Below are 18,833 nucleotides of genomic sequence, written 5' to 3'. Positions count from 1 at the left end.
GGAATGATGTGACTGGAGGGAGAGGGGGCTCTTAGGCCGCCTTCTTCTTGGACTCGCTGACCTCGAGAACGCCCATGACGTCGCTCTCCTTCATGATCAGCAGGTCCTGGCCGTCGATCTTGACCTCGGTGCCGGACCACTTGCCGAACAGCACGCGGTCGCCGACCTTCAGGTCGATCGGGATCAGCTTGCCGGACTCGTCGCGGCCACCCGGGCCGACGGCGACGACTTCGCCCTGAGAGGGCTTTTCCTTGGCAGTGTCGGGAATGATGATGCCGCCAGCGGTCTTCTCTTCTGCGTCGATGCGCTTGACCACGACGCGGTCGTGAAGCGGACGGAATTTCATGCAGTCCTCCTAAGCAATTGCACGTGTTGAGGATTTTGAGATTGTTAGCAGTCGTTGCCCGCGAGTGCTAGCACGAGCCAAGCTGAAATAGGACAGGAATTTTGCGGGGGCAAGGGCTTCTAGCAGAAAAATCAGCACCCGGAAGCGTGGACTGCCAGAATCTCATTTCCATCGTTAACCAGCGCCCGAGGCCGTATTAGCACGGAGTTATGTCTGCTGCTAACGCATTGAATTTCAACAGCTTGTTAAACTTTTGGGCTTGAGATGGGTTGTCAGTTTGCGTCACATTTCTCTCATGTGAGCGCATCGTTTCCGGGTGGCTCCCGGGGCACGGATCAAGCCACCCCCTGAATGCGCTCCTGCAAAGGAGGTTTGGCATGGGACTGCGGAGTGGGGGCGTTTCCGAGGATTTCCGGAAACAGATGCTGGGCTACGGACTGACGACGGCGCAAATCCTCTATCGGATGCCGGATCATCCGTCGCTGCTCCAGACCTACGTCTGGCAGAACTACGACATGTTTCCGAAATTTCCGGCGCTGAAGGATTTCCTGGCGTTCTGGCAGGAGAAGCTCGATGGTCCCCTCCATTCGGTCACGGTGGCGCATTCCAAGCTGATCAAGCCGGCCGAGCTGCGCGCCGTGGACGGCGTGTTCCGGCTGCATTGAGCCAGAGATCAGGCGCCGCCGCTGCAATAGCGTATCCACATCGCGCGATAGGCGTCGTCTACGGCGCGCGCATATGAGATGGGGTTGCCGGCGGCCGCAGCGTTGATCTGTCCGGGCAGTTCGCGGCGCAATCGATCAAGATCGTCGATCCGCGCCGCGCAGCCGGCTGCGATCTCGACATATGCCTCATCGCAGTCCGCGACCCAGTCCGGCATGCCAAGCGCGGTGAGGATGGCGCCGGCGGCACGGCTGGGCAGACTGCTCCCGAGCTTCGCCACCACGGGCACGCCCATTTGCAGGGCTTCCAACGTGCTGACGCCGCCGTTCTGTGGGAACGGGTCGAGCGCAATATCGACGCGATTGAACGATGCCAGATGTTCGCTCCGCAAGGTGGCTCCGAGCAGGTCGACGCGTTCGGCCGGCACTAGGTGAGCCGCAAACCGCGCCAGCAGCTTGTCGCGGACCAGTTGATCGTCCAGCGCAACATCCTTGATCAGCAGTCGCGAGCCCGGGACCCGCTCGAGAATCCTGGACCAGACGTCCGCAGCCTCGTCCGAAATCTTGCTGATGCGGTTGAAGACACCGAACGTGACGAAGCCGTTCGAGAGAGCCGGCGCCTCCGCCCGCACAATCCCGGCCGGCAGTGGCGCCAGCGTCACGAAGCACGGCAGGTCGACAACGGTCTCCGCAAACAAATGCCGAACCGCGGAAGGAATCGCGACGGGGTCCGAGAACAGATAATCGATCGTTGGCAGCCCGGTGCCGGTGCCGTGGCCCCAGCCGTGCACCTGGATCGGTGCCGGCTTGCGCGCAAACACGCCGAGGCGGTTTCCTCTGGTGTGGCCGGACAGATCGACCAGGATATCGACGCGATCGGCGCGAATCTGAGCGGCGAGGCGATCGTCGGTCCATTGCGAGGCGTCACGCCAGCGATCGGCGATCCCCTGAAATTCGCTTGTCGTCGTACACACTTTTGACGAGCAGGAGTAGCACACGATCTCGAACTGCGCGCGGTCATGGTGTTGCAGGACGGGCTTGAAAATGAACGCGGCCGAATGCGCGTTGAAATCCGACGAGACATAGCCAAGCACCAGACGGCGATCCGGATCGCGGCTGTTGTCATGCGGTGCCGCCGCTTCTGAAGCGATTTTCGTGCCGACCCGCTCCCACCACACTTGCCGCGCCTGCTGGTGCTGTTCAACGCTGGCGTCCGCCACAAAATCGAGCGTGAATATCTTGCTGGAAATTGCGCTCTGAAGGTCGGGCTGGATGTCGAGGGCTCTGTCGAAACTGACGAGGGCTTCGTCGACCCGGCCAAGTCCGGCGAGACAAAGGCCCAGCACGAGGTGAGCTTGAGCGGAATCGGGAGCGATCGCGAGAGCCCTCTCGCAATCGGCCATCGCCTGCGCCATTTGCTGGGTCTGGAGCAAGACATTGGCGCGCCAGAGCCATCCGTTCACGTCGTCGGGTGCCAGGGCGATTGCCCGATTGCAATCCGCCATGGCTTCGTCAAACCGCTGAAGCTCCCGTAGTGCAACGGCGCGGTTCGCCAGGGCCGCGGCGTAGTCAGGCCTGATCGAGAGCGCGCGGTTCAGGCTTGCGAGAGCCTCGTCATAGTTGCGCAGTCGGCAGAGCGCGCCACCCCGGCCGTTGTGGGCTTCGGCAAGGTTTCCGTCGATTGCGAGTGCCCTGTCGTAACTCTCGATCGCTTCCTGGTGCAGATCAAGGGCCGCGCTCGCGTTGCCGAGATTGGACAGGGCCAGGGCGTAGTCAGGCCGCAAGGCGAGGGCCTTTCGATAGCATTCCCGGGCCTCATCGTGGCGTTTCAGCCCGTTCAGCGCGACGCCCAAGCTCATATGAGCTTCGGCAGATCGCGGATCCACGGCAACCGCTCGGCTCAGTAGAATTTCGGCCTGCTGATAGTTTTTGGCATCAGACTCCAGAACGCCGAACATATGCAGCGCGATGAATTGGTTGGGCGCGATCTGCAGGAGTTGGCGATAGGCACCCCGGGCCTCGGAGAGAAGCCCCTTCTTGTGCAACTCGAGTGCGCGCCCGAGCAATGGCAGCACTTCGGCCTTTTGCCGTTTCTGAAGCCGGGCATTTTGAAATGCACGCTGACCGACGCTGCCGCCCATGAATCAATTCCCCCAGATCTCCTGGCGAGATTAATTCAGCGGGAGAATGAATACGAGACGATGGCCGCGAGCCACGACAGCCTGGGACAAGCTACGATCGAGTGATCGGGTGACTGGCCCAAGCTTCGCAATTGCTGCCTCGCCCAGGACTGGATAATCTGCCCTCGGGTCATACCCGTGCGACGGGCGCGGCTCAGATCAGGGAGGCAGACAATGGCCAGGCAAAAGGCATCAAGGCCCGCAACGAAGACCGCCGTGAAGAAGCGGAGCGGCGCCAAGGCAGCGGCGCGATCCTCGGCGCGCAAGGCGGTGAAGGCGAAGGTGCGCACCGTCGCTCCGAAGAAGCCCGTGCGGCCGAAGCAGCGCATCGCCATCAGCCATCACCGCGAGGAGGATTTCAAGGCCGACGGCCTGCGTGCCTACGCCAAGTACCGCGATCTCGGCATCGCCGGGGCGACCCATGGCCTCGCGCAGGCGCACGTGATCCGGCTGCAGGGCCCCTGCAATCCGGCGGAGGTTTCCAAGCTCCACTATCACGACGTCGAATTCCAGATGGTCTACGTACTCAAGGGCTGGGTGAAGACCTATATGGACGGGCAGGGCGAGACCCTGATGAAGGAAGGCAGCGCCTGGACCCAGCCGCCGAAGATCAAGCACATGATTCTGGACTATTCGGACGACGTGGAGCTGCTGGAAGTGATCTTGCCGGCGGAGTTCAAGACGGTGGAGTTGAAGGCGTAGGTCTTAGCGCAATTGCGCGCCGTAGCTCTCCGCCGTCATTCCGGGGCGATGCGCGGCATCGAGCCCGGAATCCATCAGGCGGCGGTGCGTGCAGTGAAATGGATTCCGGGTTCGCCGCTTCGCGGCGCCCCGGAATGACGAGTGGTGAGAATCATGCCAGCACCCCCACCATCGCTCCTATCAGACACGTGGTCAGTGTCCCCGACACGATCGACTTCAGCCCGAGCGCGTTGATCTCCTCGCGCCGCTCCGGCGCCATCACGCCCAGGCCGCCGATCATGATGCCGAGGCTGGCGAAATTGGCGAAGCCGCACATCGCATAGAGCATGATCAGGCGCGAGCGCGGATCGAGCGCGTCGGGTGGCAGCTTCGAAAAGTCGACATAGGCGATCAATTCGTTGAGCACGGTCTTGGTGCCCATCAGGCTGCCGGCGGTGATCGCCTGATCCCACGGCAATCCCATCAGCCAGCACACCGGCGCCATGACGAGGCCGAGCAGGCGCTGCAGCGAGATCGCGGCGCCGCCGATGTTTGGCAGGAGGCCGAGTATGGCGTTGACGAGATAGACCAGCGCCACCAGCACCAGCAGCATGGCGACGATGTTGAGCAGCAGCTCGAGCCCTGCGCTCGTGCCTTTCACGATCGCATCCATCGTGCTGGAGACTTCGATCTCCGGATCCTCCAGCGTGCCGCCGGTGCGCTTGTCGGAGGTCTCGGGCACCATGATCAGGCTGACCAGGATCGCGGCCGGTGCGCCCAGCACCGAGGCGATGACGAAATGTGCGGCGGCGTCGGGGATGAGCGGCGCAAGCAGCGTCGCATAGAGCACCAGCACCGTGCCGGCGATGCCCGCCATCCCGCCGGTCATCACCAGGAACAACTCGCTGCGGGTCATCTGTGCCAGATACGGCCGCACGAACAGCGGTGCCTCGACCATGCCGAGGAAGACATTGGCGGCGGTCGATAGCCCGACCGCGCCGCCGACGCCGAGCGTGCGTTCGAGCAGCCAGGCCATGCCGCGCACGATCGGCGGCAGCACCCGCCAATAGAACAGCAGCGTCGTCAGCACGCTCATGACCAGCACGATCGGCAGTGCCTGGAACGCCAGGATGAAGTCGGCGCCGGGCACCTTGAGGTCGAACGGCAGGGCGCCGCCGCCGATATAACCGAACACGAAGGCGGAGCCGGCGCGCGAGGCCGCGGAGATCGCGCCAACGGCGTCGTTGATGCCGCCGAACGCATGCGCGACGACCGGAAGCTTCAGGAGGATGAGCGCGGTAAGGAAGGCGACGGCGAGGCCGATCGCCGCCTGGCGCAGCGAGACCGCGCGGCGATTTTCACTGAGCGCCCAGGCGATCAGCAGCAACGCGAAAATGCCCAGTGCCGATTGCAGCCGCAGCATGATGCTCCCAAACCCTCGATGATTATGGCCGGGCAGGCGCTGCAAAGGCAATGCCGGGACGTCAGCAAAACCTGCTGCTTTTTGACGAACACGTCCGGCTCGGTCATCCGGGCAGCGCTCGGCGGCATTGTTACTGTTGCGGTGTCGCTGCTCTGGATGAAGCCGTTTCCCAGCCTGCGCCACGTGGAGCATCGGGAGTAGGGCGGCGGTCTCTCCCCGCCGTTGCGAGGAGCGAAGCGACGAAGCAATCCAGAATCTTGCCGTAGTGGCAGTCTGGATTGCTTCGCTTCGCTCGTAATGACGATTGTCGAGGCAGGGCTTGGACCTACGTCACCCCAGCCCGATCGTCGAAAATTACCACAATCCCCTTGACGGTACTTTGCATGGGGTTGTTTTCGCGTTTTTGTTCAGCCCCGTCCGACGAACGGCATCTTGGTCGCCATCACCGTCATGGTCAGTACGTTGGCGTCGAGCGGCAGGCCCGCCATGTAGGCGACGGCGTCGCCGACTGCCTTGGCGTCCATGCGCGGCTCGTGCTTGGTGGTGCCATCGGGCTGCAGCACGCCGGGACCGTTGACCATGCGGTCCGTCATCGGCGTCGCCGCATTGCCGATGTCGACCTGGCCGACCGCGATGTCGTACATGCGGCCGTCGAGATTGCTGGCCTTGGTCAGGCCCGTGATGGCGTGCTTGGTCGAGGTGTAGGCGGCCGAGAACGGCCGCGGCGCATGCGCCGAGATCGACCCGTTGTTGATGATGCGGCCGCCGCGCGGGGTCTGGTCCTTCATGATGCGGAAGGCGTGCTGGGTGCACAGGAACGGGCCGGTGAGGTTGGTGTTCACCACCGCCTGCCACTGCTCGAGGCTGAGATCCTCGAAGTTCACGGCCGGCGCGCCCATGCCGGCATTGTTGAAGAGCACGTCGAGGCGGCCATAGGTCGTCTTCACCTTGTCGAACAGCGCGGCGATGGAGTCCGGCTTGGTCATGTCGGCGGTGACGCAGAGGCTCTTTCCGGCGGGGCCGAGTTTCGCCGTCTCCTCGAGCATGTCGAGCCGGCGCCCTGCGAGCACCACGGTGAAGCCGGTGTTCATCAGCGCCAGCGACGCTGCGCGCCCGACGCCGGTGCCGGCGCCCGTCACCAGGGCGATCTTTTTCGCTTCACTCATCGTTTCCTGCCTTTTCTCTCAAGCTGTCAGGTTTTGGGTTCTTTTTCGTTCTTGTAGGGCGGGCGTGGAATGTTCTGGTGCGCAGCGCGCAACGCCGCCGACCAGCGCGAGCGCAAATCGTGGAAATAAGGTTCGCCCGCCTCGATGCGGTGGTTGAGATCGGCTTCGCAGGCGTCCGTGCGCACCACCAGCACGTCGATCGGCAGGCCGACGCCGAGGTTCGAGCGCATGGTCGAGTCCATCGAGATCAGGCCGGTCTTCAGCGCCTCGTAGAGCTCGACGTCGTAATGCATGGCGCGGTCGAGCACCGGCTTGCCGTATTTGTGCTCGCCGATCTGCAGGTAGGGCGTGTCGGTGGTGCACTCGATGAAATTGCCGGCGGTGTAGACCATGAACAGACGCATGCGCGCGCCCTTGATCTGGCCGCCGAACAGGAAGGAGACGTCGAAGGACACGTCCTCGGATTTCAGCGCCGGTCCTTCGGTGGCATGCACCGACCGGATCGCCCGGCCGATGCGCTGGGCGGCCTGGAACATGGTCGGTGCGTTCATCAGCGTCTCGATCTCGCCCGTGTTGGGATCCTCGAGGCCTTCGGTCAAGGTGGAGAGCACCGATTGGCTGATCGCGAGGTTGCCGGCGCTGGCGATCGCCATGATGCGCTCGCCGGGCTTGGAGAAGATGTGCAGCTTGCGGAAGGTCGAGACGTTGTCGAGGCCGGCATTGGTGCGGGTGTCGGCGATCATCACCAGACCGTCCCGAACCAGGATTCCGCAACAATAGGTCATTTCCAGTCCCCGAACGCGTTTGCGCGGAATTACTAGCCAATTTCAGGGAGCCATGAAACCCCCGATTCCCGCGGGGGAATGCTGTCATTCCGGGGCGCGCGCCAGCGCGAACCCGGAATCCATTCATCCGCTAACCGTGCCGCCTGATGGATTCCGGGCCCGCAATGACAGCTAACTTGTCGCTCAATCCGCCGCATCGACCAGAAACGCCTCGTCGACGGGAACGCCGAGCGCCGTGACCAGCCGGTTTGTCTCCGCGGCCATGCCGACGATGGCGAGCAGCTCGCCATATTCGGCCTCGGTCATCCCCTTGGCCCGTGCGGCGGCCGTGTGTGAATGGATGCAGTAGCTGCAGCCATGGGCGATCGAAACCGCGACGTAGAGCATTTCCTTGGTCTTGGGATCGAGCGCACCCGGAGCCATCACTTCCTTGATGCTTTCCCAGGTCCGCCGCAGCGTCTTCGGATCATGCGCCAGCGCGCGCCAGAAATTGTTGACGAAATCCGACTTCCGCACCTTTCGGATGTCGTCGAAAACGGCGCGCGCGTCGGCGGAGAGTTCCTCATCCGAAAGCAGTTTTACAGTCGCCATGGGCTACCTCGCTGGTCTGATCTGATCCTGCGATTGTAGCACGGCGCATGCGCTCGTCCGGCAGCATCTAGCTCTGCCGCTGGGACTGCGATTGCGACTGCCCGCTGCGGCCGGTCTGCTCGACCTTCACAGTCACCGCCAGCGTTTCCGTGCCGCCGCCATAGCGCGTGCCACGCACCGGGGCTGCGCCGAGATAGTCGAGCCCGATCGCAACGCGGACATGGGCGTCGGTGGCGCAGATGCTGTTGGCGGGATCGAAGCCGACCCAGCCGAGATCCGGCACGTAAGCCTCCGCCCAGGCATGGCCGGCCTCCTGATGCACCGTGTCGTCCGATCGCAGAAAGTGCCCGGAGACGAAGCGCGCCGGCACGCCGCCGGCGCGGGCGCAGGCGATGAAGATGTGCGCGTAATCCTGGCAGACCCCGCGCTTGAGCCCGAACGCCTCCGCCGCCGACGTGCCGCTGTTGGTAGGGTCCTCGTCGAACGTCATGTGATCGGCAATCTGCGTCATCAACGCGTGCAGGAAGCCCAGCGTGTCGCTCTCGGCCTCGCTGCGCAACTGGCGCGCAACCGCCGTCATCGCCGGATTGACGGAAGTGAGGTCGGTGGAGCGCAGGAACATCCCGGCCGGGAAACGCTCGTCCGTGCCGCGCAGCACGCCGCCGGTGTCGTGGGTCTCGATCAGCCCTTCGGCGGTGATCTGGATGTCGCCGACAGGCCCGCAGGACAGCACGTGGATGACGTTGCCGAACGCATCCTCATGCATGTCGAGCTTGGTGTCGGTGGAGACGTCGATCTGCCATTCCGCGACGTACTGCCCATCATGACTGCCGGGCGTCATGCGCAGGATCTGGATCACGCTGGTGGCCGGCGGCTCGTAGCGATAGGTCGTGGTGTGCTGGATTCGCAGGCGCATGGTGGACCGCTGTTCTTGCGTCGTCATTCCGGGGCGATGCGCCAGCATCGAACCCGGAATCTCGAGATTCCGGGTCTGGTCCTTCGGACCATCCCGGAATGACGGCGTGTATCAGATCAAATACTGCCTCGTGATGATTTCGCCCAGCCTGGAATTGTCCGTGATGAATTCCTGAATGAATTCATGCACGCCATGCTGGAAAATGTCGTTCATATTGCTGTGTTCCAGCCGGTTGCGGATGCCGCGGGCGTGGCGCTGGGCCGGGCCCTGGCGGCCATAGGCGACGCCGATCTGGTCGAGGTTGCGCACGAGATTGCCGTAGCAGCTGGCGAGCGAGCGCGGCAGCGTGTCGTTGAGGATGAGGAGATCCGCGATCAGCCACGGTTTCAGCGTCTCGCGGTAGACCCAGTGATAGGCGGTCAGCGCCGAGACCGAGCGCAGGATCGAGCTCCATTGATAGAAGTCGAGCGGGCCGCCGACATGCTCCTCCTCGGGCAGCAGCACGTGGTATTTCACGTCGAGAATGCGCGCGGTGTTGTCGGCGCGCTCCAGGTGCACACCCATCCGCGAGAACCAGTAGGCGTCGTTGCGCAGCATGGTCCGGTAGGCCGAACCGTCGAAGCGCAGCGAGGTCTCCTGCACGAAGCGGAGGAATTTGGCGAGATCCTCGCGCGTCGAGGCGCCCTTGCTCCAGACCGCCTGAAGCTCGATCCAGGCCGAGTTGATGGTGTCCCACATCTCGCTGGTGAGCGCGGTGCGCACCGAGCGCGAGTTCAGCCGCGCCGCCTCGATGCAGTTCCTGATCGAGGACGGGTTGTCCATCGAGAACGAGAGATACTCGACGACGTTGTGCTCGTTGGCTTCCTCATAGGCCTGATAGAAGCTGGCGGCGACCCCGGCGGTGAGCAGCGCCGAATCCCATTCATTGGTCTTGCCGATATAGGCGGCGGGAAGCGCGGTGACGCGCAGCGTCGCATCGATGGTGCGCGCGAGATATTCGGCCCGTTCGACGTAGCGGGCGAGCCAGTAGAGGTTTTCGGCGGTACGCGACAGCATCTCTCTACTCGTCCAGGATCCAGGTGTCTTTGGTGCCGCCGCCCTGGCTTGAATTCACCACCAGGGAGCCTTCCTTGAGCGCGACCCGTGTGAGCCCGCCGGGCACGATGGTGGTGCTCTTGCTGCCCGTGAGCACGAAGGGCCGCAAGTCGACGTGGCGCGGGGCGAGGCCGGATGCGGTGCAGGTCGGGCAAGTCGACAGCGCCAGCGTCGGCTGCGCGATGAAACCTTCCGGCTCGCGCTTGAGCTTGTCGCGGAAAGCTTCGATCGTCGCCTTGGTCGCTGCGGGGCCGATCAGCATGCCGTAGCCGCCGGAGCCGTGCACTTCCTTGACGACGAGCTCGCTCAGATTGTCCAGCACATAGGCGAGGTCCTTCGGCTCGCGGCAGCGCCAGGTCGGCACGTTCTTCAGGATCGGCTCCTCGCCGAGATAGAATTTCACGATGTCCGGCATGTAGGAGTAGATCGCCTTGTCGTCGGCGATGCCGGTGCCGACGGCGTTGGCAAGCGTGATGTTGCCGGCCGCGTAGGCCGACATCAGCCCGGGTACGCCGAGCACGGAGTCGGGACGGAAGGTGAGGGGATCGAGGAAATCGTCGTCGACACGGCGGTAGATCACGTCGACCCGCTTCAGCCCTTCCGTCGTCCGCATGAACACTTCGTTGTTCTTGACGATGAGGTCGCGGCCTTCGACCAACTCGATGCCGAGCTTGTCGGCGAGGAACGAGTGCTCGTAATAGGCCGAGTTGTAGACGCCGGGCGTGAGCAGGGCGACGGTCGGCTCGCTGGACGCGCTCAGCGGCGCGACCGAGCGCAGGGCTGCGAGCAACTCGTCCGGATAGCGCTCGACCGGCGCCACCCTGTGGCGGGCGAACAGATCCGGAAACAGCCGCATCATGATCTCGCGGTTCTCCAGCATGTAGGACACGCCCGAGGGGGTGCGGGCGTTGTCCTCCAGCACGATGAAGTCGTCGGCGTCGACCCGGACGATGTCGATGCCGGCGATGTGCACGTAGACGTCGTGCGGCACCTGCTGGCCGTTCATCTCGGGGCGGAACACCGGGTTCTGGAAGATCAGATCGTCGGGCACGATTTCGGCGCGGAGGATGTCGCGGCCGTGATAGATATCGCGCAGGAACATGTTGAGCGCGCGCACGCGCTGCTTCAGGCCCTTCTCCAGTCGCGCCCATTCCTTGCCGGACATGATCCGCGGGATCACGTCGAAGGGAATCAGGCGCTCGGTCGACTCGGAATCGCCGTAGACCGCGAAGGTAATGCCGATGCGGCGGAACAGGAGCTCGGCCTCCTGGCGCCGATATTCGAGGGCTTCGGGCGGCGTTTCCTCGAGCCAGCGCGCCAGCTCCTGATAGGCGGGGCGAAGGTCTCCGCCGGGAATATTCATTTCGTCAAACGCGACTGCCATAGAATCCGACTGTTCTCCCCCAGGGCGTTGCGCCATTGATCAGGTCATTTCGGCCTTGCTGAGGACCGCAACGTCCTGTGGCCATGCCGTGAGAGTGCATGACTTCCGTAGGAGGTAGCAAGGGCCGGGCCAGCGCGATAAGCATGGAGGAGGGGCATTTGCCGGGGACGGCCGGCGGCTTGCCTGAAAAAATGGCTGAGGACTGCTTATTTCAGAAGCAAAACCGCGTGACTTCAACGTGTTACCTCGGCAAAGTCGGCGTCACAGGTGAGGGACTTAAGGCATGAGCGACATCGTCACGGCGGGCATCCTGGTCATTGGGGACGAAATCCTGTCCGGCCGGACCAAGGACAAGAATATCGGCTTCATCGCCGAATACCTGACCAATATCGGCATCGACCTGAAGGAGGTCCGGATCGTCTCGGACGACGAGGCCGACATTATCGCCGCCCTGGACGCACTGCGGCATCGCTACACCTACGTCTTCACCACGGGCGGCATCGGACCGACTCATGACGACATCACCGCTGATGCCGTGGCCAAGGCGTTCGGCGTCGGTATCGACCATCACCCGGAGGTCGTCGCCCGCTTTCGCGAACGCTGGAGCGAGCAGGACCTCAACGAGGCCCGCCTGCGCATGGCCCGCATCCCCGACGGTGCCGAGCTGATCCAGAGTGCTACCATCCTCGCTCCCGGCTTCAAGATCGGCAACGTCATCGTCATGGCCGGCGTGCCGTCGATCATGCAGGCGATGATGGATATCGTCTCGCCCAAGCTGAAATCGGGCGTGCGCATGCTCTCCGAATCGGTCCGCGCCAATGCGCGCGAGGGCGACATCGGCGGCCCGCTGCGAGCGATCGCCGCGGCCCATCCCGACACCATCATCGGCAGCTATCCCTTCATGGACGAGGAGCAGAAGCCCAACACCCATCTGGTGGTGCGCTCGCGCGATCCGGAGAAGCTGGCGGCGGCGATGGCTGCGGTGAAGGAAATGCTGGCGGGATTGAACATCAACCGCTAGAGCCCCGGCGCGCCGGGCGCTATAGCGGCTATTTGAGGATGATCTTGTCGGAAAACCGCTGCACACTTTTCCGGATCATGCTGTGGCACGTGGCTGCTGGCAGACGAAGCAGGAGACGATGATGGCTGGTGAAGCACCGGAGCTGAGTGCGCAGGAGCGGGCAGGCAAGGCCTTTCCGGTCTCGTGGGACCAGTTCCACCGGGATTGCCGGGCGCTGACCTGGCGGCTCAACGAGGTTGGCCCGTTCCACGCGGTGATCGCGATCACCCGCGGCGGCCTGGTGCCGGCCGCGATCGTCGCGCGTGAACTCGGCGTGCGCGTCATCGATACGGTCTGCATCGCGAGCTACGACCATGACAAGCAGGGCGAGCTCCAGGTCCTCAAGGGAATTTCCGAAGCGGCGATGAAGCTCGGCGGCGGCACCGGCAAGGGGCTCCTGATCGTCGACGACCTCGTCGACACCGGCAAGACCGGCAAGCTGGTGCGTGAGATGCTGCCTGACGCTCATTTCGCCACCGTCTACGCCAAGCCGAAGGGCCGCCCGCTGGTCGACACCTTCATCACAGAGGTCTCTCAGGATACCTGGATCTTCTTCCCCTGGGATACCGCGCTATCCTACCACCCGCCGCTGCGCGACGGCGCGGCGTGATCGACAGGTCATTCCGGGGCGGTGCGCAGGACCGAACTATGGTGCGCAATTGCGCACCTGAGAATCTCGAGATTCCGGGTTCGACGCTTCGCATCGCCCCGGAATGACGGAAACTGAAATTGGCGCGCTTCAATGCCCCTTCAAAACCGCGTCACGCCCACCGGCGACATCATTGTCACCCCACATCGCGGGCTCTTCACCGGCAATCGCGGCATCATCCACGATCCCGCCACGAAGACGCTTCTGAAGAGGCGCTGGTCGTCGCCGGCGTGGATCACCTGCCTGTGCGAATTTCGCGGCTGGCGGCGGCCGGTGATGGCACGGCGGAGCTGGACCGAGCTGTTCTTCCTCGATGAGGCCACCGCGCTCGCCGCCGGCCATCGTCCCTGCTTCTTCTGCCGCCGCGACGACGCCAAACGGTTTCGCGCCGCCTGGGAGAAAGGCAATCGCCTCCACGATGTCCGCATGCACGATATCGATGAGGTCCTGCATCGCGAGCGACTAGATCACGGCAGGAAGCGACTTCATGAGCTCGTGATGCCGATCGAGCAGCTTCCGGATGGGGCGATGGTGCTGCAGAGCGAAGCCAGTTTTCTAGTGACAAGGGGCAGGGTGCTGCGGTGGTCGCCGGCGGGCTATGCCGGTGCTCAGGGGCGGCTCGACAACGCCAAGCTCTTGACGCCGCCCTCGACGGTGCGTGCGCTGAGCGCGGGTTATCAACCCAGGCTGCATCCGACGGCACTCGGCTAGACGTGCACTATGACTTCCCATCGTGCTGCGGCGCCCGTATTCCTCATATTGCGAATTATCGAGGCGCGGACGACATCTTATTGCTCTTGCGGGCAAGTCGTTCCGGCGACGGCTATATCGCCTTTATGACATTGTCCTGACAGTCCCATCGATCGGCTATACCCGGCAGCTTACCTTCTCGTGCAACATCGAGGAGAGTCAAATGCTGAACTTTCTGACCCGCATTGACAGATACATGACGAGCAACATGCACGAGCACGGCCAATATCTGCTCGGGCTGAAGTCGCTAGACGGCCATGCTTGCAAGAGCGATCACCAGCAAAGCGCCGTCAGAACGCTCGAGTCCGCGCCCGGAACCGGAACGTCGCTGCCGCGCAATTAGGTGTCTCACCCCAGCTTCTCGCGCGCCAGCGCGGCGCCAGCGCCGAGCGCCATCAGCTTGGCCTCGGCGATCTCGCGCCGCATCGGCGCCATGCCGCAATTGGTGGTGGCGATGATGTTGCTCTTGGGCACGAATTTCGACACCGCGTCGATCACCTGGACGACGTCCTCGGCGGTCTCCACCGTGTCGCTGGCGACGTCGATCACGCCGGCCTGCACGATCTTGGTCTTGAGCAGCGCCAGCAGGTCGAGCGGCACCTTGGAATTGCGGCACTCGATCGCGACCTGCTGGATCGGGCTCGCGTCGATTGCCGGGAAGATCTGCTCGTACTGCCGCCATTGCGCACCGAGTGTTTCCTTCCAATCGGTGTTCGCCTTGATGCCGTAGCCGTAGCAGATGTGAACGGCGGTGGCGCAGGTGAGGCCCTGCGCGGCGCGCTCCAGCGCCTTGATGCCCCAGTCGTTGACCTCGTCCATGTAGACGTTGAAGGCCGGCTCGTCGAACTGCACGAGATCGACGCCGTCGGCTTGCAACGCCTTGGCCTCCTCGTTGAGCAGCTCGGCGAAGGCAAAGGCCATCTTCACGCGGTCGCCATAGTAGCGATCCGCAATGGTGTCGATGATGGTCATCGGGCCGGGCAGGGTGAACTTCAACTTCTTCCTGGTATGTGTGCGCGCCACGCGCGCCTCGAAAGCATGGACGCGTCCCCTCAGCCGGAGCGGGGCGACCACCTGCGGCACCATTGCCTTATAGCGGTCCTTGCGGATGCCCATCTCGACCTTGTGGGCGAAATCGATGCCCTCGATCTTCTCCAGGAAGCCGTGGACGAAATGCTGACGTGCCTGCTCGCCCTCGGTGACGATGTCGATGCCGGCGTCCTCCTGGATTTTCAGCCAGATCAGGGTCGCATCGCGCTTGGCCCGGAGAAGCTCGTCGGCCTGTGACTTCCAGGGCGCCCAGAGCATGTTGGGTTCGGCCAGCCATTCCGGCTTCGGCAAGGAGCCGGCGATCGTGGTTGGAAACAGCATGGCGGCCCTCCCGGCAGTTGTGTTGCGCCTCTTCCTGCCATGACTTAACGTCAAGGTACAGAACAACAAAAGTCGCTCTCTATTCCGACGGCGATGACAGGAAGGCCCAAAGAAGGCCAGGGGAAAGGTCGTGATCGATCTCTATTACGCGCCGACGCCGAACGGCTGGAAAATCTCGATCATGCTGGAGGAACTCGGGCTTCCCTACAGCGTGAAGTCCGTGAACATCCGTGCCGGCGAGCAGTTCAACCCCGAGTTTCTCGCGATCTCGCCGAACAACCGTATCCCGGCCATCGTCGATCACGATCCTGCCGACGGCGGGCCGCCGTTCTCGGCCTTCGAGACCGGCGCCATCCTGATCTATCTCGCGGAAAAGACCGGCCGGTTCTTGCCGACGGACTTGCGCGGGCGCTCGACCACGATCCAATGGGTGATGTGGCAGATGGCCGGGCTGGGACCGATGCTCGGCCAGCATGGACATTTTGCGCTCTACGCCGCCGAGAAGATCCCTTACGCGATCACGCGCTATCGCGACGAGGCGGCCCGGCTGTATGGGGTGCTTGACCGGCAGATCGGCAAAACCGGTACTTATGTGGCCGGTGACTATTCCATCGCCGACATCGCCTGCTTCCCCTGGACCATGACCCACAAGGCGCAAGGCTTTACGCTCGACGACTATCCGAACGTGAAACGCTGGTATGCCGAGGTTCGTGCGAGGCCGCAGGTGCAGGCCGGGCTCGCGATCGGCAAGTTCGTGAAAGAGCCGTTCGACGATGAATCACGCAAGATCATGTTCGGCCGGCGTGCGAAGGAATTGTTAGGAAAGACGTAGTGCCCGTTCCTCATGGTGAGGAGCGCCGCAGGCGCGTCTCGAACCATGAAGGCCCGACTATCGCGGGTGGCCATCCTTCGAGACGGCCGCTCCGCGGCCTCCTCAGGATGAGGTCCGTCAGCAAAGGAAACGCCATGATCGAATTCTTCTTCGACTGTTCCAGCCCCTGGACCTATCTCGCCTTCCACAACATCCAGCCGCTGGCCAAGGAGCTGGGCGCCGAGATCACCTGGCGGCCGATCCTGGTCGGCGGCATCTTCAACACGGTCAATCCGAGCGTCTACGCCCAGCGCGAAAAGCCGGTGCCGCTGAAGGCGCGCTACATGAAGAAGGACCTTCAGGACTGGGCGCGCTCGGCGGACCTTGCGATCAAGATGCCGCCGACCGTGTTCCCCGTGAACAGCGTCAAGGCCATGCGCGGCTGCCTCTGGCTGGGCAAAGACATGGTGCCGTTTGCCACGGCCGTGTTCGAGACCTATTGGGGCGAGGACAAGGATATTTCGCAGGACGCGGTGCTCGCCGAAATCTGCAAGAAAATCGGCATCGACGAGCAGAAATTCTTTGCCGGCATTTCGGAGCAGGGAATCAAGGACCAGCTCAAGGCCAATACCGAAGAGGTCGTCGCCCGCGGGGGCTTCGGCTCGCCGACCATCTTCGTAAACAAGACCGACATGTACTTCGGTAACGACCGCCTGCCGTTGATCCGCGAGGCGCTGCTGCGCAACAAGGCGAGCGCGGCCTGATGGTGCGCGCTGTCGTTTGCCGCGCGCTCGGTGCGCCCGAGACGTTGCGGCTGGAGGAGCTTGCCTCGCGCGCCCTGAAGCCGGGCGAGGTGCGCGTCGCGATCCGCGCCGCCGGCCTGAATTTCCCTGACGTGCTGATGGCGGCCGGCGACTATCAGCTGAAGCCTGAGCTGCCGTTCACGCCCGGGATGGAAGCTGCCGGAGATGTCACCGAGGTGGGATCGGAGGCAAGGGGCGTTGCGGTTGGCGACAAGGTCATCGTCAAGATGCGCCATGGTGCCTTCGCTGATGAAGTGGCGGTAACGCCGGCCCAACTCACGCCGATGCCATCGACGTTCGACTACGCCGAGGCCGCGACCTATCTCGCCGGCCATGGCACCGCGTATCACGCGCTGATCGATCGCGGCCGGGTCGAGCCGGGCGAGGTGCTGCTGGTGCATGGCGCTGGCGGCGGCGTCGGGCTGGCCGCGGTCGAGATCGGCAAGATGCTGGGCGCGATCGTGATTGCAACGGCTTCAAGCGACGAGAAGCTTGCGATTGCGAAATCGCGCGGCGCCGATCATCTCGTGCGCTACGACCGCGAGCCGTTTCGGGATGCGGTCAAGCGCATCACCGAGGGTCGCGGGGCGGACGTCGTGTTCGATCCGGTCGGCGGCCAGGTTTTTGAAGACTCGATGCGTTGCATCGCCTGGGGCGCGCGGCTCCTCGTGATCGGCTTCACCGGCGGCATCGGCTCGGCCAGGACCAATCTGCTGCTGATCAAGGGCGCCAGCGTGCTCGGTGTGCGCGCCGGGGAAGCGGTGCGGAGAAATCCTGCGCTTGGCGAAGCGCGCCTGAAGATGCTGCTGCAATGGGCGGAGGAGGGCAAGCTGCGCCCCAACGTCTCGCACCGCCTGCCGCTGGAGGACTATGCGAAGGCGATGCGGCTGTTGATCGACCGCAAGGCGATCGGGCGCGTGGCGCTGGTGATGGAGTGATATTCCTCGCCGTCATTCCGGGGCGCCCGAAGGGCGAACTCTGGTGCGCAATTGCGCACCAGAGAATCTCGAGATTTCCGGTTCTCGCTTCGCGCGCCCCGGAATGATCGTAAGTTATTTATACTCCCGCTCCGTCCACCAGGGGAAGTAATCCGGCATGTCGGTCGATACCTTGTCCTTGAACTGCGCGGGACGCTTTTCCAGGAACGACACCACGCCTTCCTTGACGTCGTCGGAGCGGCCGCGGGCGTAGATGCCGCGGCTGTCGACCTTGTGGGCCTCCATCGGATCGTCCGCGCCCATCATGCGCCACATCATCTGGCGGATCAGCGCGACCGAGACCGGCGCGGTCTTCGCGGCAAATTCCTTGGCGAGCGCGCGGGCGGTTGGCAGCAGATCATCCGGCGCGACGACCTTGCTGACGAGACGTCCGGCGAGCGCCTCCTGCGCCGGGAAGACGCGGCCCGAATAGCACCATTCCAGCGCCTGCGAGATGCCGACGATGCGCGGCAGGAACCAGCTCGAGGCGGCCTCCGGCACGATGCCGCGCTGGGAGAACACGAAGCCGAAGCGTGCGGCCTCCGAAGCAATGCGGATATCCATCGCGAGTTGCATGGTGACGCCGATTCCGACCGCGGGACCGTTCACCGCGGCGATGACCGGCTTGAGGCACTTGAAGATGCGCAAGGTGACCTGGCCGCCGCCGTCGCGAACCTGCGGATCGCTGTAATCGACCTTGCCGTCGGCCGAACGCCTTACAGGTCCCCGCCGCGCGTCGCGGTCGAACGTGTCGGCACCGGACGAAAGATCCGCGCCCGCGCAAAAACCGCGGCCGGCGCCGGTGACGATAATGGCGCGGACGTTGTCGTCCTTGTCGGCGGCATCGAACGCGTCGATCAGCTCTGCTTGCATCTGCGCGTTGAAGGCGTTGAGCTTGTCGGGCCGGTTCAGCGTGATGGTGAGGATCTGCTCGGCGACCTCGTATTTGATCGTCTCATACGCCATGGGTGGTCTCCTTCCTTTGTTTCTTTTCGTTGCGTGAGCGGCAGAGGGCTTGAGTTTTCCTTACCCTCCCCTGGAGGGGGAGGGTCGATCGCGCGTAGCGCGGGCGGGGTGGGGTGATCTCTCCTCTCGGGCACTGTCGGACGCGGAGAGACCGTCACCCCACCCCGTCTCACATGTCGCTGCGCTCCACGTGAGCCGACCTTCCCCCTCCAGGGGA

The 18,833-nt window shown here is 63.6% G+C and carries 21 protein-coding genes; 10 read left to right on the top strand and 11 right to left on the bottom strand.

What is annotated here, in order from left to right:
* Positions 1–31: 31 nt before the first annotated feature.
* Positions 32–346: a co-chaperone GroES gene (gene groES, locus ACSHT2_RS08645; protein ID WP_024340799.1), complete on the bottom strand. Its 315-nt coding sequence runs from the start codon at positions 344–346 to the stop codon at positions 32–34.
* A gap of 377 nt (positions 347–723) precedes the next feature.
* Here groES and ACSHT2_RS08640 point away from each other — a divergent pair, with 377 nt between their 5' ends.
* Complete coding sequence (locus tag ACSHT2_RS08640; protein WP_028177340.1) at positions 724–1,011, top strand: usg protein; 288 nt, start codon at positions 724–726, stop codon at positions 1,009–1,011.
* Positions 1,012–1,019: 8 nt separating this feature from the next.
* On the opposite strand, the gene ACSHT2_RS08635 is transcribed toward ACSHT2_RS08640, so the two are convergent.
* Entirely contained in the window at positions 1,020–3,149 is a 2,130-nt protein-coding gene (locus ACSHT2_RS08635; RefSeq protein ID WP_440641195.1) for an O-linked N-acetylglucosamine transferase, SPINDLY family protein, read from the bottom strand.
* A 213-nt stretch (positions 3,150–3,362) separates the two neighbouring features.
* Between ACSHT2_RS08635 and ACSHT2_RS08630 the strand changes: the two genes are divergently transcribed.
* Positions 3,363–3,890, top strand: a complete 528-nt coding sequence (locus tag ACSHT2_RS08630) for a cupin domain-containing protein (protein WP_440641194.1) — start codon at positions 3,363–3,365, stop codon at positions 3,888–3,890.
* A 151-nt stretch (positions 3,891–4,041) separates the two neighbouring features.
* Here the strand turns inward: ACSHT2_RS08630 and ACSHT2_RS08625 are convergent, their stop codons facing one another.
* A complete protein-coding gene (locus ACSHT2_RS08625; RefSeq protein ID WP_440641193.1) occupies positions 4,042–5,292 on the bottom strand; it encodes a NupC/NupG family nucleoside CNT transporter in 1,251 nt (416 codons plus the stop codon).
* Between the two features lie 18 nt (positions 5,293–5,310).
* Here ACSHT2_RS08625 and ACSHT2_RS08620 point away from each other — a divergent pair, with 18 nt between their 5' ends.
* Positions 5,311–5,493 (top strand): hypothetical protein, encoded by a 183-nt coding sequence (locus ACSHT2_RS08620; protein WP_440643050.1) that lies wholly within the window; start codon positions 5,311–5,313, stop codon positions 5,491–5,493.
* A gap of 206 nt (positions 5,494–5,699) precedes the next feature.
* Here the strand turns inward: ACSHT2_RS08620 and ACSHT2_RS08615 are convergent, their stop codons facing one another.
* From ACSHT2_RS08615 to ACSHT2_RS08590, 6 genes are all read right to left on the bottom strand, one after another.
* Positions 5,700–6,458 carry an SDR family oxidoreductase gene (locus tag ACSHT2_RS08615; protein WP_440641192.1) on the bottom strand — a complete coding sequence of 253 codons (759 nt, stop codon included), beginning with the start codon at positions 6,456–6,458 and terminating at the stop codon, positions 5,700–5,702.
* Between the two features lie 26 nt (positions 6,459–6,484).
* Complete coding sequence (locus ACSHT2_RS08610) at positions 6,485–7,243, bottom strand: peptidase (protein WP_440641191.1); 759 nt, start codon at positions 7,241–7,243, stop codon at positions 6,485–6,487.
* Positions 7,244–7,426: 183 nt separating this feature from the next.
* The gene (locus tag ACSHT2_RS08605) at positions 7,427–7,834 is read right to left on the bottom strand and encodes a carboxymuconolactone decarboxylase family protein (protein WP_440641190.1); all 408 of its coding nucleotides are present in this window, start codon (positions 7,832–7,834) and stop codon (positions 7,427–7,429) included.
* Between the two features lie 67 nt (positions 7,835–7,901).
* The gene (locus tag ACSHT2_RS08600; RefSeq protein WP_440642801.1) at positions 7,902–8,750 is read right to left on the bottom strand and encodes a transglutaminase family protein; all 849 of its coding nucleotides are present in this window, start codon (positions 8,748–8,750) and stop codon (positions 7,902–7,904) included.
* A gap of 111 nt (positions 8,751–8,861) precedes the next feature.
* Complete coding sequence (locus ACSHT2_RS08595) at positions 8,862–9,806, bottom strand: alpha-E domain-containing protein (RefSeq protein WP_440641189.1); 945 nt, start codon at positions 9,804–9,806, stop codon at positions 8,862–8,864.
* 4 nt (positions 9,807–9,810) lie between these two features.
* A complete protein-coding gene (locus ACSHT2_RS08590) occupies positions 9,811–11,229 on the bottom strand; it encodes a circularly permuted type 2 ATP-grasp protein (protein ID WP_440641188.1) in 1,419 nt (472 codons plus the stop codon).
* Positions 11,230–11,512: 283 nt separating this feature from the next.
* Here ACSHT2_RS08590 and ACSHT2_RS08585 point away from each other — a divergent pair, with 283 nt between their 5' ends.
* The 4 genes from ACSHT2_RS08585 to ACSHT2_RS08570 all read left to right on the top strand — a co-directional run bounded on the left by ACSHT2_RS08585 (position 11,513) and on the right by ACSHT2_RS08570 (position 14,031).
* Positions 11,513–12,250 carry a competence/damage-inducible protein A gene (locus ACSHT2_RS08585; RefSeq protein WP_440641187.1) on the top strand — a complete coding sequence of 246 codons (738 nt, stop codon included), beginning with the start codon at positions 11,513–11,515 and terminating at the stop codon, positions 12,248–12,250.
* A 121-nt stretch (positions 12,251–12,371) separates the two neighbouring features.
* Positions 12,372–12,899, top strand: coding sequence for a xanthine phosphoribosyltransferase (gene gpt / locus ACSHT2_RS08580; RefSeq protein WP_440641186.1), 528 nt, complete (start codon positions 12,372–12,374; stop codon positions 12,897–12,899).
* Positions 12,900–13,031: 132 nt separating this feature from the next.
* Positions 13,032–13,649, top strand: coding sequence for a hypothetical protein (locus tag ACSHT2_RS08575; RefSeq protein ID WP_440641185.1), 618 nt, complete (start codon positions 13,032–13,034; stop codon positions 13,647–13,649).
* Between the two features lie 202 nt (positions 13,650–13,851).
* Entirely contained in the window at positions 13,852–14,031 is a 180-nt protein-coding gene (locus ACSHT2_RS08570; protein WP_440641184.1) for a hypothetical protein, read from the top strand.
* Positions 14,032–14,036: 5 nt separating this feature from the next.
* Here the strand turns inward: ACSHT2_RS08570 and ACSHT2_RS08565 are convergent, their stop codons facing one another.
* Positions 14,037–15,059 (bottom strand): methionine synthase, encoded by a 1,023-nt coding sequence (locus ACSHT2_RS08565; RefSeq protein ID WP_440641183.1) that lies wholly within the window; start codon positions 15,057–15,059, stop codon positions 14,037–14,039.
* 130 nt (positions 15,060–15,189) lie between these two features.
* On the opposite strand from ACSHT2_RS08565, the gene ACSHT2_RS08560 reads away from it, so the two are divergent.
* The 3 genes from ACSHT2_RS08560 to ACSHT2_RS08550 all read left to right on the top strand — a co-directional run bounded on the left by ACSHT2_RS08560 (position 15,190) and on the right by ACSHT2_RS08550 (position 17,611).
* The gene (locus ACSHT2_RS08560; RefSeq protein WP_440641182.1) at positions 15,190–15,891 is read left to right on the top strand and encodes a glutathione S-transferase N-terminal domain-containing protein; all 702 of its coding nucleotides are present in this window, start codon (positions 15,190–15,192) and stop codon (positions 15,889–15,891) included.
* Positions 15,892–16,025: 134 nt separating this feature from the next.
* A complete protein-coding gene (locus tag ACSHT2_RS08555) occupies positions 16,026–16,634 on the top strand; it encodes a 2-hydroxychromene-2-carboxylate isomerase (protein WP_440641181.1) in 609 nt (202 codons plus the stop codon).
* A complete protein-coding gene (locus tag ACSHT2_RS08550) occupies positions 16,634–17,611 on the top strand; it encodes an NADPH:quinone oxidoreductase family protein (RefSeq protein ID WP_440641180.1) in 978 nt (325 codons plus the stop codon). Before ACSHT2_RS08555 ends, ACSHT2_RS08550 begins: the two co-directional genes overlap by 1 nt.
* Positions 17,612–17,725: 114 nt before the next feature.
* On the opposite strand, the gene ACSHT2_RS08545 is transcribed toward ACSHT2_RS08550, so the two are convergent.
* The gene (locus ACSHT2_RS08545) at positions 17,726–18,616 is read right to left on the bottom strand and encodes a crotonase/enoyl-CoA hydratase family protein (RefSeq protein WP_440641179.1); all 891 of its coding nucleotides are present in this window, start codon (positions 18,614–18,616) and stop codon (positions 17,726–17,728) included.
* Between the last annotated feature and the right edge of the window lie 217 nt (positions 18,617–18,833).

Origin of the sequence: Bradyrhizobium sp. PUT101 (genome assembly GCF_052043945.1) — a bacterium.
Classification (GTDB): Bacteria; Pseudomonadota; Alphaproteobacteria; order Rhizobiales; family Xanthobacteraceae; genus Bradyrhizobium.
This window is presented reverse-complemented; position numbering and strand designations above follow the sequence as displayed.

What these genes read in the sequence shown, in the direction of transcription:
- groES (WP_024340799.1), bottom strand. Translation starts at nt 346, where the DNA reads ATGAAATTCCGTCCGCTTCACGACCGCGTCGTGGTCAAGCGCATCGAC.
- ACSHT2_RS08640 (WP_028177340.1), top strand. Translation starts at nt 724, where the DNA reads ATGGGACTGCGGAGTGGGGGCGTTTCCGAGGATTTCCGGAAACAGATG.
- ACSHT2_RS08635 (WP_440641195.1), bottom strand. Translation starts at nt 3,149, where the DNA reads ATGGGCGGCAGCGTCGGTCAGCGTGCATTTCAAAATGCCCGGCTTCAG.
- ACSHT2_RS08630 (WP_440641194.1), top strand. Translation starts at nt 3,363, where the DNA reads ATGGCCAGGCAAAAGGCATCAAGGCCCGCAACGAAGACCGCCGTGAAG.
- ACSHT2_RS08625 (WP_440641193.1), bottom strand. Translation starts at nt 5,292, where the DNA reads ATGCTGCGGCTGCAATCGGCACTGGGCATTTTCGCGTTGCTGCTGATC.
- ACSHT2_RS08620 (WP_440643050.1), top strand. Translation starts at nt 5,311, where the DNA reads ATGATTATGGCCGGGCAGGCGCTGCAAAGGCAATGCCGGGACGTCAGC.
- ACSHT2_RS08615 (WP_440641192.1), bottom strand. Translation starts at nt 6,458, where the DNA reads ATGAGTGAAGCGAAAAAGATCGCCCTGGTGACGGGCGCCGGCACCGGC.
- ACSHT2_RS08610 (WP_440641191.1), bottom strand. Translation starts at nt 7,243, where the DNA reads ATGACCTATTGTTGCGGAATCCTGGTTCGGGACGGTCTGGTGATGATC.
- ACSHT2_RS08605 (WP_440641190.1), bottom strand. Translation starts at nt 7,834, where the DNA reads ATGGCGACTGTAAAACTGCTTTCGGATGAGGAACTCTCCGCCGACGCG.
- ACSHT2_RS08600 (WP_440642801.1), bottom strand. Translation starts at nt 8,750, where the DNA reads ATGCGCCTGCGAATCCAGCACACCACGACCTATCGCTACGAGCCGCCG.
- ACSHT2_RS08595 (WP_440641189.1), bottom strand. Translation starts at nt 9,806, where the DNA reads ATGCTGTCGCGTACCGCCGAAAACCTCTACTGGCTCGCCCGCTACGTC.
- ACSHT2_RS08590 (WP_440641188.1), bottom strand. Translation starts at nt 11,229, where the DNA reads ATGGCAGTCGCGTTTGACGAAATGAATATTCCCGGCGGAGACCTTCGC.
- ACSHT2_RS08585 (WP_440641187.1), top strand. Translation starts at nt 11,513, where the DNA reads ATGAGCGACATCGTCACGGCGGGCATCCTGGTCATTGGGGACGAAATC.
- gpt (WP_440641186.1), top strand. Translation starts at nt 12,372, where the DNA reads ATGGCTGGTGAAGCACCGGAGCTGAGTGCGCAGGAGCGGGCAGGCAAG.
- ACSHT2_RS08575 (WP_440641185.1), top strand. Translation starts at nt 13,032, where the DNA reads ATGCCCCTTCAAAACCGCGTCACGCCCACCGGCGACATCATTGTCACC.
- ACSHT2_RS08570 (WP_440641184.1), top strand. Translation starts at nt 13,852, where the DNA reads ATGCTGAACTTTCTGACCCGCATTGACAGATACATGACGAGCAACATG.
- ACSHT2_RS08565 (WP_440641183.1), bottom strand. Translation starts at nt 15,059, where the DNA reads ATGCTGTTTCCAACCACGATCGCCGGCTCCTTGCCGAAGCCGGAATGG.
- ACSHT2_RS08555 (WP_440641181.1), top strand. Translation starts at nt 16,026, where the DNA reads ATGATCGAATTCTTCTTCGACTGTTCCAGCCCCTGGACCTATCTCGCC.
- ACSHT2_RS08550 (WP_440641180.1), top strand. Translation starts at nt 16,634, where the DNA reads ATGGTGCGCGCTGTCGTTTGCCGCGCGCTCGGTGCGCCCGAGACGTTG.
- ACSHT2_RS08545 (WP_440641179.1), bottom strand. Translation starts at nt 18,616, where the DNA reads ATGGCGTATGAGACGATCAAATACGAGGTCGCCGAGCAGATCCTCACC.